This window comes from Chitinophaga pendula (assembly GCF_020386615.1).
GTDB lineage: Bacteria > Bacteroidota > Bacteroidia > Chitinophagales > Chitinophagaceae > Chitinophaga > Chitinophaga pendula.
This window is the reverse complement of sequence record NZ_CP077769.1, coordinates 4,901,608-4,916,281: the sequence shown is the minus strand read 5'-3', so window position 1 is coordinate 4,916,281 and position 14,674 is coordinate 4,901,608. Positions and strand designations below refer to the sequence as shown.

Annotated in this window: 11 protein-coding genes; 5 read left to right on the top strand and 6 right to left on the bottom strand. The window is 46.0% G+C overall.

Annotated elements, in window-relative coordinates:
- Positions 1–11: 11 nt before the first annotated feature.
- The 3 genes from KTO58_RS17695 to flxY are packed head-to-tail and all read left to right on the top strand — an operon-like array spanning position 12 to position 3,439.
- Positions 12–1,697: a C45 family peptidase gene (locus KTO58_RS17695; protein WP_225859810.1), complete on the top strand. Its 1,686-nt coding sequence runs from the start codon at positions 12–14 to the stop codon at positions 1,695–1,697.
- A gap of 5 nt (positions 1,698–1,702) precedes the next feature.
- A complete protein-coding gene (acpS, locus tag KTO58_RS17690) occupies positions 1,703–2,080 on the top strand; it encodes a holo-ACP synthase (protein WP_095838092.1) in 378 nt (125 codons plus the stop codon).
- A 54-nt stretch (positions 2,081–2,134) separates the two neighbouring features.
- The gene (gene flxY / locus KTO58_RS17685; RefSeq protein WP_095838093.1) at positions 2,135–3,439 is read left to right on the top strand and encodes a flexirubin biosynthesis putative acyl-CoA ligase FlxY; all 1,305 of its coding nucleotides are present in this window, start codon (positions 2,135–2,137) and stop codon (positions 3,437–3,439) included.
- A gap of 11 nt (positions 3,440–3,450) precedes the next feature.
- Here the strand turns inward: flxY and KTO58_RS17680 are convergent, their stop codons facing one another.
- Positions 3,451–3,939, bottom strand: coding sequence for a DUF6702 family protein (locus tag KTO58_RS17680; RefSeq protein ID WP_095838094.1), 489 nt, complete (start codon positions 3,937–3,939; stop codon positions 3,451–3,453).
- 68 nt (positions 3,940–4,007) lie between these two features.
- On the opposite strand from KTO58_RS17680, the gene KTO58_RS17675 reads away from it, so the two are divergent.
- Complete coding sequence (locus tag KTO58_RS17675; RefSeq protein ID WP_095838095.1) at positions 4,008–4,601, top strand: HupE/UreJ family protein; 594 nt, start codon at positions 4,008–4,010, stop codon at positions 4,599–4,601.
- A 49-nt stretch (positions 4,602–4,650) separates the two neighbouring features.
- On the top strand, positions 4,651–6,978 hold the full coding sequence (locus KTO58_RS17670) for a M1 family metallopeptidase (RefSeq protein WP_198315206.1): 2,328 nt from the start codon (positions 4,651–4,653) through the stop codon (positions 6,976–6,978).
- A gap of 35 nt (positions 6,979–7,013) precedes the next feature.
- Here the strand turns inward: KTO58_RS17670 and KTO58_RS17665 are convergent, their stop codons facing one another.
- From KTO58_RS17665 to KTO58_RS17645, 5 genes are all read right to left on the bottom strand, one after another.
- Entirely contained in the window at positions 7,014–8,327 is a 1,314-nt protein-coding gene (locus KTO58_RS17665) for a hypothetical protein (RefSeq protein ID WP_157752876.1), read from the bottom strand.
- 12 nt (positions 8,328–8,339) lie between these two features.
- Positions 8,340–8,525, bottom strand: a complete 186-nt coding sequence (locus tag KTO58_RS17660) for a type II toxin-antitoxin system antitoxin (protein WP_095838098.1) — start codon at positions 8,523–8,525, stop codon at positions 8,340–8,342.
- 38 nt (positions 8,526–8,563) lie between these two features.
- Positions 8,564–9,433 carry an SPFH domain-containing protein gene (locus KTO58_RS17655; protein ID WP_225859809.1) on the bottom strand — a complete coding sequence of 290 codons (870 nt, stop codon included), beginning with the start codon at positions 9,431–9,433 and terminating at the stop codon, positions 8,564–8,566.
- 298 nt (positions 9,434–9,731) lie between these two features.
- Positions 9,732–11,321 (bottom strand): SusD/RagB family nutrient-binding outer membrane lipoprotein, encoded by a 1,590-nt coding sequence (locus KTO58_RS17650; RefSeq protein ID WP_095838100.1) that lies wholly within the window; start codon positions 11,319–11,321, stop codon positions 9,732–9,734.
- Positions 11,322–11,378: 57 nt separating this feature from the next.
- On the bottom strand, positions 11,379–14,495 hold the full coding sequence (locus KTO58_RS17645) for a SusC/RagA family TonB-linked outer membrane protein (RefSeq protein ID WP_095838101.1): 3,117 nt from the start codon (positions 14,493–14,495) through the stop codon (positions 11,379–11,381).
- Positions 14,496–14,674: the final 179 nt, after the last annotated feature.

Genomic DNA, 14,674 nt, shown 5'->3' with positions numbered 1-14,674 from the left:
AATCACGATAGTTGGACAAAAAGAAACGCAGTATCTGGAGGAAAATCGGACGCATATTGTTATTCATAACAGGAACCTTCCTGTTAATGCTCATAGCGCTTGTCATATACGTAGTAAGTGTTGCACATATTAACGCTCCGGAGATAAAAGATAAAACAGCACTAGACTGGCAACGTACACAGCTGGACTCCACCTGCTACACTATAGGTAATAGCTGGTTACGTAAAAGCAAGAGCGGACTCTACGAGATGTATGTCGAAGGTGCTCCCTTCGAAAGAGGAGTGATAAATGGCAAATTATCAGCGGAACTGGTAAAACGGCAAGAACTGCATTTTGTAGACCAGATCAAAAAGATGATCCCCTCTACCTCGTACCTGCGTTTTCTCAAGTACTTCGTAGGATGGTTCAACAGACACCTGGCCGAAAATGTCATCGACGAATACAAACAGGAGATATATGGGGTATCATTCTCAGCAGCCAATGGATACGACTACATCGGCAATAACTACGAACGGATCATGAATTATCATGCAGCCCATGATATTGGACACGCCTTACAAAGCATGGCATTGGTAGGTTGTACGTCGTTTGGGACCTGGGGCTCATTATCCGCAGATAGCAATTTGATCATTGGCCGCAACTTTGACTTCTATGTAGGAGACAAATTCGCAGAAGATAAAATAGTCACTTTCTATCATCCGGAAAAAGGACACCGGTTCATGATGATCACCTGGGGAGGTTTCACCGGCGTAGTGTCAGGTATGAATGAACATGGCCTTACCGTAACTATCAACGCCGCAAAAACAAGTATTCCTTCTGGCTCCGCTACCCCCGTGTCACTGGTAGCCAGGGAAATACTGCAATATGCGCGTAATATAAAAGAAGCCTGGACGATCGCACAAAAAAGGAAGATGTTCGTCTCCGAATCCTTCCTGGTAGGATCTGCAGAAGATAATAAAGCAGTAGTAATAGAGAAAACACCGGAAGGAATGGACCTCTATGATCCTCAACAATCGTTTATAACCTGCACCAATCATTTTCAGGGCGCACAACTAGGAAAACTGTCATCCAACAAAGAACAAATAGCAGAAAGTGCCTCCGCGTACCGTTATGAACGCCTCACTGAATTGTTGCAACGGGGTGGTCCTAACACCGTACAGAAAACAGTGAATATCCTCAGAGACCGTTTTGGCCTGCATGATCAGAATATTGGTATGGGCAATGAAAAGGCAATTAACCAGCTTATCGCGCACCACGCTATCGTGTTTGAACCTAAAAAACATATGGTATGGGTATCCGCCGCGCCTTACCAACTGGGAGAATTTGTCGCCTATAACCTCGACAGTATATTTGCGATGAAAGGACTGAAGTATGACCACGAAGTATACGACAGTGTACAGACAATCCCGGCAGACAGCTTTCTGCTGACTAAACAGTACCGCTCTTTTGTGAAGTATAAATATCTGAAGGAAAAGATCATGTCCGGAAAAGAAGTAAATGTCCGGGAAATAATCGATGCAAACCCGGAACACTACCATGCCTATGTACTGGCCGGAGACTACTCCTTCAAACATAAACAATATACTGCCGCGATACAATACTATGAAACTGCGCTGACGAAAGTTATCGCTACCAAACAGGAAGAAGACCATATCCGCCGGCAGCTGCAAAAGGCAAAAAAGGAAAGCGTAAAATAAAAGCTATGATATATGGTATAGGTACCGATATAATAGAAGTGGCAAGAGTGGAAGATAAAATACGCCGGGTGAAAGGATTCCGCGAAACAATCTTCTCCACCGCCGAGATCACCTACTGCGAACAGCAGGCAGCTCCTTATCAAAGTTATGCCGCCCGCTTTGCTGCCAAAGAGGCTTTCCTCAAAGCATTGGGTACCGGCTGGGGACATGGGAACCTGCACTTCAATGAAGTGGAAATCGTAAATGATAAATATGGAAAACCCATCCTCCACCTGGTAGGAGATGCCGCCGATAAATTGGCATCCCTGCAGATCAAATGTATCCATGCCAGCCTGTCTCATATAAAAGACACCGCCATGGCCATGGTAATTGTCGAAGTCTGAATGATCTCATTTCACGAGAGGAAATCGTAAGTTTGAAATCAGTAAAGTCGAAGAATGTACATCCCGGATATAGAATTAAGATCAAAAACTGCAATAAGACAGTTTCAGGAAAAAGAAATATTGCAATTACTGCGCTACCTGCAGCAATGCTCCCCATTTTACAGAGAATGGCTGGCCAAACACAATATTACCCCGGATGATATCCGCTCGCTTAATGACCTCAAACGGATCCCCCCGGTCGGAAAAGAAGAATTACAACAGCGTAACTGGGATTTCCTGTGCGTCGATAAAAGTAAGATCGCTGAATATACCACCACCTCAGGTACCTTAGGACGACCCGTAATATTACCACTTACCGCTAAAGATCTCGAGCGGCTGAGTTATAACGAATATATCTCCTTCTGCTGCGCAGATGGTTCCAATGATGATATCTACCAGTTAATGCTGACCCTGGACAGGCAGTTCATGGCCGGCATGGCATATTATACCGGTATCAGAAAACTGGGAGCGGGCGTATTGAGAGTAGGACCAGGTGTTCCCTCCCTCCAATGGGAGAATATACAACGGATACAACCCACCACCATCGTAGCCGTCCCTTCGTTTATTGTAAAACTGATCGCTTTCGCCCGGGAACATAACATAGATATCAACGCCACCTCCGTGAAGAAAGCCATCTGTATCGGCGAAAACATCCGCAATACCGATTTCTCACTAAATGTATTGGGTAAAAAGATCACCGAACAATGGAGCATCCAGCTGTATTCCACCTACGCCTCCACAGAGATGCAGACGGCCTTCACCGAATGTAAGACCGGACAGGGAGGACACCACCACCCTGAATTACTCTATGTAGAACTGCTCGATGAAGATAATAACCCGGTAGCACCAGGGCAGGAAGGAGAAGTGACCATCACCACACTGGGAGTAGAAGCAATGCCACTATTGAGATATAAGACCGGTGATATCTGTACCTACACAGAAGAACCCTGCGCCTGTGGACGTAATACACTGCGGCTATCTCCCGTAATTGGCCGGAAGAAACAGATGATCAAATATAAAGGCACTACCTTATACCCACCTGCTTTGTTCGACCTGTTAAACGATATGGAGGAAATCAGGGAATTTGTGGTAGAAGTGTTCTCTAACGAACTGGGAACAGACGAAATACTGTTACATCTCTGGCCCACACAGGAAACAGAAGAGACAGACCGTAAGATCCGTTCTTACCTGCAAGCCAAGCTAAGGGTAATACCCCAGGTGCAATACCATAACCAGGCAGCCATCATGAAAATGCTATTCCCGGAAAATACCCGTAAGCCTATCAAATTCGTCGATAACCGTACCTCCGGTCTCTCTTAATAAAGCTGCCGCTAAAAGTTAAAGACAGTACTGGCCTCCGGATTGTCGAGTTTAGTACTCTTCCGCTGATTGTTGACAATAACATGTATCATATTCACCTGGGAAGAATGTTCCAGGTAGAGAATATCATTACGTATACCGAGTTTAACCGGTTGGGCAACATGAGTCACTTCCAGAAAACACCAGGCAGCATCTTCCTCAATCTGATAACCAACAAACTGGTAAGTTACCGGCTGGTCATTCACCGTAAGTCGCAAATGCTGCCCTAAATAACGATAAAGCAACTCATTCGCCTTCTTCCGGTCTGCCGGATGAATGATGTCAAAAGGGACTTTATATTGTGATTTTAAGGCGTTTTCCAGGTCGTCCGCAAATATACGGCAACTGATCTCCAACGTCTGACGGCTGGCATTATGCCTTACCTCCGTTACACTGACATAGAATGGGTGAAAAAAGGTCAACCACGCAGCAACCCACCATTTGCATAATAATAGCCCCACTTGACTAAAAAATTTTAATAATTGGATCAGAGTTTATATAATTACCAAATTTAGACAAAATCTAGCCAATGAGTGAATTCGACTTGTACTTTCAACTGGGTTGGCAGCATATTGTAGATTGGGAAGGTTACGATCATATTCTCTTCGTCACAGCGTTATGCGCCATATACCTGTTAAGGGACTGGCGAAAAGTATTGATCCTGGTTACAGCATTTACCCTCGGACACTCCATTACGCTCGCCTTAAGTGTGTTAAATATTGTCCGTATACCAGGTGACCTGATCGAATTCCTGATACCTGTAACTATATTTATTACAGCTTTTTCTAATGTGCTGCGTAAAGAAGATCAACCAGGAAAAGTACAGTTGAACTACCTTTTTGCTCTTTTCTTCGGACTGATACACGGACTGGGCTTTTCCAACTACCTGAAGAGTTTGTTGGGCTCCCAGACAAATATTGTACAGCCCTTGCTTGCCTTTAATATTGGGCTTGAATTTGGCCAGATATTGATAGTCGCCGTAGTATTGCTGCTGTCAGGTATTATCGTAAATATTTCCGGCGTAAAACGCCGGGATTGGAATATGTTTATTTCTGCCGCCATTTTCGGTATTGCCTTTATGATGTCTGTCGAACGGTTCCGCTCCTTATTGGTAGGCGCCTGATAAATATCCCGGCGAAATACTGCAAATGTCAATTCATAAATGCTAACTGATGACAAAGAGCAAATTCTGCCTGCTACTGGCAACCTGCTTTGCTACCGCTGCCAGTGCACAAAATCCGGGCTCCAACCATGGTAACCGATTTGAGCAACTAGGTACCATGATCCAAGACCCTAATATGTACCGGTCCGCTTCCGGCGCTCCCGGACCTAAATACTGGCAACAAAGGGCCGATTACGATATCTCTGCCGAACTGGACGATGCCAGGCAGAAACTCACCGGCTCCGAGACCATCACCTATTATAACAACTCTCCTGACCCGCTCACCTACCTGTGGCTGCAGCTCGACGAAAATGAGCACGACCCCAAAAGCGACAACCAAAGCTTTGATGGTAGCAAAATGAGTGAGAAGATGAGCATGCGCGCCGTCAACGCCCTCCTCGGTGGCAACAAAGACCTGGGAGTAAGGATCGTGAAGATCGTCGATGCTGCCGGGAAAGCATTGCCCTATACGATCAACCAGACCATGATGCGTATAGACCTGCCTAAAGCACTGATGCCGGGAGAAAAATATAAGTTCAAAGTAGACTGGTGGTACAATGTGTCTAACCGTATGACAGAAGGTGGCCGCGGTGGATATGAATACTTCCCCGAAGATGGCAACTATCTCTATACCATGACACAGTGGTATCCAAGATTAGCGGTATACTCCGACTTCCAGGGCTGGCAGAATAAACAATTCACCGGCAGGGGCGAGTTCGCACTCACATTCGGCAACTTTCGCGTCCGCATGACCGTACCGGCAGACCATATCATCGGCGCTACCGGTGAATGCCAGAACTACAAGGAAGTATTAACCGGCGCTCAATTCCAGCGCTGGCAACAGGCTCAGTCCGCAAAAGAACCGGTAGAGGTCGTAACCCTGGATGAAGTAAAGCAGATGATGAAAAATAAATCTGCCAACCGCAAAACCTGGGTTTACGAAGCACAGAATGTACGCGATTTCGCCTGGGTATCCTCCAGACGTATTGTATGGGATGCCATGGCCACACAGGTAGAAGGCAAAAAAACAATGGCCATGTCCTACTACGGTCCCGAAGCCTACCCCTTGTACCGCCGCTTCTCTACCAAAGTAGTCGCTCATACCATAAAAACATACTCCAAACATACCATTCCATACCCCTACCCGGTAGCCATTTCAGTAGAAGCTGCCAACGGCATGGAGTACCCTATGATCTGTTTTAACTATGGAAGAGCTGAAAAAGATGGTACCTATTCCGAAGCTACCAAAAATGGGATGATCGGCGTGATTATTCACGAAGTGGGACATAACTTCTTCCCCATGATCGTCAACTCCGATGAGCGCCAGTGGAGCTGGATGGATGAAGGCCTTAATACCTTCACACAGTTCCTTACCGAACAGGAATGGGATAATAACTTCCCATCCCAACGCGGCCCGGCTCATAAGATCGTAGACTATATGAAAATGCCCAAAGACCAACTGGAGCCAATCATGACCAATTCCGAAAATATCATCCTGTTCGGTCCTAACGCATACTCAAAACCTGCCACCGCCCTGAATATCCTCCGGGAAACAGTAATGGGACGCGAACTCTTTGACTTCGCATTCCGTGAATATGCACGCCGCTGGGCATTTAAACACCCTACACCGGCAGACTTCTTCCGCACCATGGAAGATGCCTCCGCCGTGGACCTGGACTGGTTCTGGAGAGGATGGTTCTTTGGTATCGAACCCGTAGATATTGCCCTCGACAGCGTTAAATGGTATCGCCTGGATAACCACGATCCAAGTGTAAACAACCCGGAAAGAAAAGCTGCTTATGATAAAGATATAGACCACATAGCCCGTCAACGTAATAAAGCAGAAGGGATCAAATTTGCAGTAGATCAGGATACCAGCTTGCAGGATTTTTATGTGAAATGGGATCGCTTTGCTGTCAACAACACAGATAAAGCCGCCTTTACAGAATTCACAAATGGCCTGTCTCCGGAAGAGAAAAAACTGTATGACAGCAAAAAGAACTTTTACGAACTGACATTCACCAACAAAGGAGGACTCGTAATGCCGCTGATCATCGAGTGGACATTTGCAGATGGTACAAAAGAAACAGACCGTATCTCTGCCTACATCTGGCGGAAGAATGAATATGAAGTGAAAAAGTTGTTTGCTAAAGATAAAGAAGTGGTAGCCGTGAAACTGGATCCATTACGTGAAACGGCAGATATCGATGAAGACAACAACAACTGGCCACGCCAGGCAAATCCTTCCCGCTTCGAATTGTTTAAACAATCCGTGGCACCCAGAGGTAGCTCCTCCGGCGGTACCAACCCCATGCAGCGGGCAAAAACGAATCAGTAATAATACAACCACAGTTAATAGATCTTTAGCTGCTATCACTCCTCTGGCTGATAGAGCAGCAATATTTCGTTATTCCGCTTCATGTCTGTATTCAAGCCGATCATCCTGCTCTTGTTCCCGTACCGGATACGCAATTCGGCAGTATTTGGAGGGATACTACCCAGGTTGTCCGCCAGGAATAAAAGCCGGTTTTCCCCCGCTTGCAGTTGAATAGAGACCTGCTGCATTTTTTTCCTTACAGGAAACCCGGTCAGGATCCAGCGGTCGTTAAGCCGGATAGAAATACTGTCGCCGTCTTCCGTCTGACCATCCCATAATTCAAGCGTCACATCCGGGCGATCCACGGGAATAGTAATAACCGCCTCACTCTTACGGCTGGAAGCCCGCTGACTGAGCACTGTGGTATCTCCTGGTGTATCAGGTGCCTGCGCAACAGGAGAGGAGGGGAGGACCGTGTCTTTGCCGGGTTGACGGTATATCTGGGCAACCATAAAAGTGGCATACGCATTCGAGCGATGCGTAAAATCAAATCCGTATCGCTTCTCACCCAAGGCCATATGCAGATTACCTGTATTAGGCGGCCGCTTCCCGTAATTATCAGCAAAAAATATAAAGATGTTCATCCCCGTATCCAACGGGATCTCCCGCTGCCGGTTATTGGTATCTATCTCTGCTTTGTCCAGTAAAAGGCGCCCATTGTGCGACAGCGTGACCGTGTCTTTATCGAGTATTTCTTCATCATACAGCCGTAATGTAGCCTTAGCAGATCGGGTATCGATCCGGTCATAAATACCATAATAAATATTATTCCCTTCCGGATGCAGGATACGCTGCGTATGCGGATGCTGCCAGGCGATACGGTTCACCTTCTTCAACGTGTCCAGCTCCCGGTATAACAGATCCCGCAAAAACGTCTTACTGTGAACAAAGATCTCATCATCGTCATACAACCCCCGCATCCATAGCCCAAACTGATTGATCCACATCCGGTGAAGGCTCATTACGGTCCCGGAACGGTCAAGGTCCAATGTACCGTTGAGGTATATCATCCATTGGCCTATTTTAAAAGGAGTCTCGTTAATAGGATACTTTCCTCTGCCTATCCCCAGCTGATGTGCATTCTTTTTGGCCAGCAACACCTCGTAAGTACCGGAAAATACATTATCCCGGATCGTCAGCAGAGCAGGGTATAATCCCTGCTCTGGCTGACCTATCTGCAACTCTGTAGTAATAGCATGATTATATTGCTTCGTCTGTATACGCCAGGTACCTACCCAGGGATCTGACTGGGCATAACTGATAGATAAGCTACCGACCGTCAATAGAATTATGATAAAAACGATTCTCATAGTGTTATCCCTTTATCCCTTTTTCCCTTTTTTCTCTACCTCTTCCTTCTTGGGCATTCGAGATGCACTTTTTAACGCCTGGTGGATAATCCATTCCAATTGCCCGTTAACGCTCCGAAATTCATCTCCTGCCCACTTCTCAATGGCCTCATAGGTCTTTGAGTCGATCCTTAATACAAATGTTTTCTTCTCAGACATGTGCTATCAATTCAGTTCGTATTACACCGGGTAATACATTATGGATGTAAAGTACCCGCATTCACAACAGGGCTTACCTTGGATTCTCCGCAAAGTACCACCAGCAGGTTCGACACCATAGCCGCTTTACGCTCTTCATCCAATTCTACGATCTGTTTCTCAGATAATTTGGCAAGCGCCATTTCAACCATTCCCACAGCACCTTCCACAATCTTCGACCTTGCCGCTACAATAGCTGTAGCCTGCTGACGTTGCAGCATAGCACCAGCAATCTCCGGTGCATATGCCAGATGACTGATACGCGCTTCCATTACCATAATACCAGCAGGAGCCAGCCGGTCATTTAACTCCTTTTCCAACATCTCATTTACTTTATCCCCACCGTCACGAAGCGTAATATCCGCTTGCTCGTCTTCCATCTGATCATAAGCATAACTTACCGCCAGATGACGTACCGCCGCCTCACTTTGCGTCTGCACATACTGCTGAAAGTTAGCTACCTCAAAGGCTGCCCGGTAAGTGTCTTGTACCCGCCATACGATCACCGCCGCAATCTCGATCGGATTCCCCAGCTTATCATTCACTTTCAGCTGCTGGCCGTTCAGGTTCTGCGAACGTAAGGATATGTTGTAACTCTTATACAGTGGGTTTACCCACATTAATCCGTTTTCCTTTACACTGCCGGTATACTTACCGAAAAAGGTCAGCACACGGGAATGGTTAGGACTAATGATCATAATCCCCTTGGCCATAAAAAGGAAAAACAGGAATGACAATATTCCCAACCAAAGGAAAACAGCGGAATGACTTTCTCCAAACAATACAAAACAATAAATACAAATAGGTAAGGAGACCACAGATAAGGCAAATGCGAGAAAACCAGATACCGGTTTAATAATTTTTTCCATAGTGCTACAATTTATTATGATATCAATTTGATATTAAGTTAAATCTTTTTCGGAGAACGGCAAAATAAAATCAGGAGGTTGACTGAACAACCGCCGGAAAAAAACAAAGCCGGTTCTGAAAAGAACCGGCTTGTCATTTGCTGCTTTTATCGCGGTATAGATGATTAGCGTATGGAAAATGTATATACCTAAATATCTTTTTCGCTTTAGAAATCCGTCTGTGAGATCACAAACGGCTAAACGTGTTAAATGTAAGTCCTAATGATGAATGTAATATCGTTGTTAAATACGATCGGTTTTATTGCTTATCCCACCACATACGGGTCGTCATCACATCTGAGCCTTGTCTGGCAACAGCTGCCGCGTAGTTGGTATTGTTAGCTGCTATTTCAGCAGTAGGATAAGGCAGTCTGCGCGGAATAGTACCACCGGTAGCATTACCTACATAGTTCACAGGTACTAATACCGGATAACCACTTCTTCTCCAGTTAGACCATACTTCATACCAGTCCAAGAAGCTGGCTACCCAGTACTGGCTGTTGATTTGCTCCAGCCCTTTAGCACCATCATAAGGATGAGCTGCCAGGTAAGCTTGTATCGCTGCATCTCCAATGTTGGCCTTTGCATCATACTGAGCCAGTTGCTGCATGGAGGCCGTTACACCTTTATTATAGTGATCAGCTGCACTTCCACCTACGTTCCATCCGCGTTGTGCTGCTTCAGCCAACAGTAATTCGGTCTGACCATAGGTCAGGAACACTGTGATACCAGTAGGTTTCAGTAATACGTCTCCACGGATAGTGGAATAGTTCAGCAGATCTCCGGGGTAGTTAGGCGCTGTTTTGATGTCGGTGGCACCGCCGTTGATATCGTAACCGTTAGGTAAGCCGATCTGTGCAGATGGGGTAGTTACACCACTGCCACGAACCAATGCCATATACTGGAGGCGTGGATCGTTATTGTTTTTCAGATAATCGATGAAGGTCTTGCTAAGGAATACCTCTGTTTTTGCACTTTTGCTTCTGTCCCAGCCGGTAGCGTTATAATCGTCAGGACCACCGGAGCCCAGCACATTACTATTCCTGTTCACGGTAACACGGCCACCACCCAGATCATGCTGTATATAAGCATTTTCTTCATTACCGGTGATGATACCACCTTGCGCCGCTTTCTCTACCCATGTCTTGGCAGCAGGACCGTCTATCTTACTGAGACGCATACCCAGACGCACCATCAGCGAATAACCAAGTCGTTTCCACTTGTCAGGATTACCCCCATAGATCAGGTCGTTTTTACCTACTACATCTTTGGTAGCATCCAGCGCCTTAGTAGCTTCATCCAGCTCCTTCAGCATATCGCGGTAGATATCTTCCTGTTTGTCATACTTCGGTGTCAGGATACGATCAGAATAACCACGGCCTGCTTCAGAATAAGGAATATCGCCGTAAATATCAGTCAGACGGTGCATGATAAAGGCACGCATAATACGCCCGATCTGGTGCAGGTTGCTGTACTGTGGCTTGTTCTTCGTAAGATTGATCATATCCACGATGTACTTCACCTGATCATTATAAGCCACATCAAAAGAAGCGGCAGAGTGAGCCGGATTGCTCATATACTTGTCGCCGGCATACCAGGTAACGTTAGCCAGTTGTTGTGTCATCATCCCGCAATAGATGATGTTCACACGCCAGGTATCATAACTGAAGTCATTGTTACCGGAAAACTCTAACTGAGCACGCGTCAGGTTATATTCTGGTTTATAAGTATCAGGAGTAGCCTGGTTCTTATCGGTATTGATATCTTCGAAATTTTTGGTACATCCGGTCAACAGCGTAGCTGTGGGGATCGCCAGAAGTAGTAATGTTTTATATACTGATGCTTTCATGATTTTGTTTTTAAGTGCGCTTAAACATCGCTGTACTTTACTTCGAACACGGGGTGCTTAGAACTTCACATTGAGGTTCACACCAAAAGAACGGGTGCTGGGTAACCCACCATATTCCAAACCTTGAGCGTTGGTGTTGGTGTAGTTAGCCTCCGGATCAATGTTAGGTGTGTTCTTCTTAAAGTAGAAGAGGTTACGTCCTACCAGTGATAAGCTCAGACCCTGGATCTTGTTGTTGAAAGCGCTAGCCGGGAAATTGTAAGTCAGGCTCACAGAACGGAACTTGATGAAAGATGCATCATATACATACAAGGAAGAGATCTGGAATAACCTGTTATAATAATCCTGTGCATTTACTGTTTTTTCCACAGCTACACCTTTTTCATCCACACCTTTTACAGTCACACCACCGTCACGGCCGGGCAGTGTTTCTTTGTGCAGACCATTCTGGTAAGCTCTGGCATTACTACCAGAATAGATCTTACCACCAGATTTGAAATCGATCAGGAAGGAGAGGGTCAGGTTCTTGTAAGAAACATCATTGCTCCATCCACCCGTGGTCGGTTGAATACCGGTACCCATAGAGATCAGGTTACCTTGCAGCGGCAGACCGCTCGCATCCAATACGATAGTGCCTTTAGCATCACGTTTGTAATCGAAAGCCATGATCTGTGCATAGGTCTGACCTACACGCTGCTGGATATAGCCATTTTCTGTACGGGCTTCACCTGTCAGCATGAAGTTCTGTCCTTCTGCCAGTTGTACCACGGTATTTTTGTTATGTGCAAAGTTCACACTGGTAGTCCAGTTGAAGTTTTTAGTCCGTACAGGAACACCTGTTACCAATACTTCCACCCCTTTGTTGTCGATCTTACCTACGTTCACCAGTGCAGTCTGGAAACCGGAAGCCCTGGATACCGTACCTGCTACGATGTCATTCAGTGTTTGTTTGTTATACCAGGTAAAGTCGATACCCAATCTGTTATTCAGGAATTTCAATTCAGCACCTAATTCCAGCTCTTTTACTTTCAGTGGCTCCAGTTTCGGATTGGGCAGCTCATTGCTCAGATTACCCAATGCAGCAGAACCGATCGCACCGAAAGTATTGTAGTACAGTTGTGTTTTGAATACATCCGCATCGCCACCTACCATAGCATAACCTGCTCTGATCTTACCAAAATCAAGGAAGGAAGACTTGAGATGCTCGCTGAACACATATGAAGCATTTACAGAAGGATAATTGTAGGAGTTATTGCCTTTAGGCAGCGTGCTGGACCAGTCATTACGGTCAGTAATGCTCACGTAGAAAGTGCTCTTATAAGACAACTCCACAGATCCGTAGAGGGATTGCACATCCTTACGGGGTTGCTGGAACTGGGTAGACCTCAATACACCTGCAGTAGCAGGGCTGTAAAGTCCGCGGAAAGCCAGTGCACTGGCAGCAAGACGGTTGTCTTTTGCCTGCATTTTCAACAGGTTACCACCTAATGTTACACCTAAGTTCAGGTCCTTTGCGATTTCCTTGTTGGCGCCTACTAACAGGTCCATGTTGGTTTCGTTGAACTGGTAGTTACGCTCCAGGTCAATACGGCCATCAGGGAAGTAAGCAGTACCGGTAGGAGTGATGGAGGTACCATTGAAGGCAAAGAAGTCATTGGTAATACGACCCTGGATATACAACCAGCTCAGCGCCTGGTAGCGCAGACTGGCTACGCCCAGTACACGGTCTTTTTGCGTGTTGTTCTGGAACTTGTTGGCAGCAAAGTAAGGGTTGGTAGTATATACATCGCTGCTGGCGCTGATCTCATTACCTACCGCATCATAACCGGGAGCTAACAAAGAACCCTTGATGTTGGGGGGCAGGAAAAGAATACCATAGTTACCGTTACCGGGAGCATCACTCAGGTTAGGACGGTTCTTACCAGTCTCTTTAGAATAAGTGATATTCACATCACCACTCCATTTATCTGACAGTTTAAAACCTACTGACAGGTTGACGTTGGTACGGTTATATTTGGAATTCGGATATACGGAAGAACTGCGCAAATCTCCCAGACCCAGACGGAATGTGGTGTTTTCATTACCACCGGAGAATGCAATGGAGTTAGTATAAGTAACGCCTGTTTTGTAGAAGTCTTTCAGATTGTCTTTGCTTTGTGCAGTGTATTTACCGGTCTGGCCATTGAACAGCATCACATCAGATCCATCCAGTTTAGCACCCCAGGATTGCAACCCATTTGTACGGGCCTGATCCAGGGTAGTAGGTTTGATACCCCGGCTACCGGATCCGTATTGATCTTGCCAATCGGTGAAGTCGTTGATCTTATCTATCATCACGTTACTGTTCAGCTCTACTCCGAGCCCTTTACGGGCTTTACCACCTTTAGTTGTGATCAGGATCACACCGTTACGGCCGCGCTGGCCATACAGCGCCGCAGCAGCACCGCCTTTCAGAACCGTCATGCTTTCTATATCATCCGGGTTAATGCTGGAGATACCATCGCCAAGATCAGATCCACCCCATTTAGTTGCATTACCCATGTTCTCATTATTCAGCGGCATACCATTTACCACATATAGCGGTTGGTTATCCCCGTTCAGAGAGGTATTACCACGGATCGTTACGCGGGAAGAACCACCCGCACCCGTAGCAGGAGCAGTACTGTTTACACCTGCTACCTTACCTACCAGCGCATTCGCTACACTGATCTCACGGGCTTTGGTGAACTCACCACCGCTCACCTTTGATACAGCATAACCTACACTACGCTCTGCTTTACGTATACCCAAGGCTGTTACTACCAGCTCATTTAATCCCTTTACATTATCCTGTAATACTATGTTCAGACTATTATTCCCGCTTACAGTTACTTCCTGGCTTAAAAAACCAACAAAGCTGAATACCAATACATCACCTTCATTGGCATTGATAACAAATCTGCCGTCTGCCCCTGATTTTACCCCTTTTTTACTGTTCTTTATTACGATGGTAACGCCGGGGAGCGGATTACCCTGGCTATCTTTTACAGTACCGCTGATGTCATTGAAATAGTTGGCATTTGATGACGAAGCCGCATAGGCAGCAGCTGTCATATACGCGCTGTCTGCACAAAGCAGGCTGAAAGCCAATCCCGCAGATACGCATACTTTTGTAAGCCGTAATCTTCTTTTCATACGTACGTAGATTTTTTTTAATTGTGATGAATGGTATGGGAAAACGTAATGCAGGGCGATGCCTTGCGATGTATAAGCAACTTTCTTCTGTCCATGGTGTGACGTACTTTTATGGTTGACAATACTGGTTTGTTTCTCATTTTCCTATTGAGTGGCCCCCTATCTTACAGGTGATCGCT

Bases quoted from the DNA above. Each gene is read 5' to 3' on its own strand.
- KTO58_RS17650 (WP_095838100.1), bottom strand. From the start codon at position 11,321: ATGAAAGCATCAGTATATAAAACATTACTACTTCTGGCGATCCCCACA.
- KTO58_RS17665 (WP_157752876.1), bottom strand. From the start codon at position 8,327: ATGAGAATCGTTTTTATCATAATTCTATTGACGGTCGGTAGCTTATCT.
- KTO58_RS17675 (WP_095838095.1), top strand. From the start codon at position 4,008: ATGAGTGAATTCGACTTGTACTTTCAACTGGGTTGGCAGCATATTGTA.
- KTO58_RS17645 (WP_095838101.1), bottom strand. From the start codon at position 14,495: ATGAAAAGAAGATTACGGCTTACAAAAGTATGCGTATCTGCGGGATTG.
- KTO58_RS17660 (WP_095838098.1), bottom strand. From the start codon at position 8,525: ATGTCTGAGAAGAAAACATTTGTATTAAGGATCGACTCAAAGACCTAT.
- KTO58_RS17655 (WP_225859809.1), bottom strand. From the start codon at position 9,433: ATGGAAAAAATTATTAAACCGGTATCTGGTTTTCTCGCATTTGCCTTA.
- KTO58_RS17670 (WP_198315206.1), top strand. From the start codon at position 4,651: ATGACAAAGAGCAAATTCTGCCTGCTACTGGCAACCTGCTTTGCTACC.
- acpS (WP_095838092.1), top strand. From the start codon at position 1,703: ATGATATATGGTATAGGTACCGATATAATAGAAGTGGCAAGAGTGGAA.
- flxY (WP_095838093.1), top strand. From the start codon at position 2,135: ATGTACATCCCGGATATAGAATTAAGATCAAAAACTGCAATAAGACAG.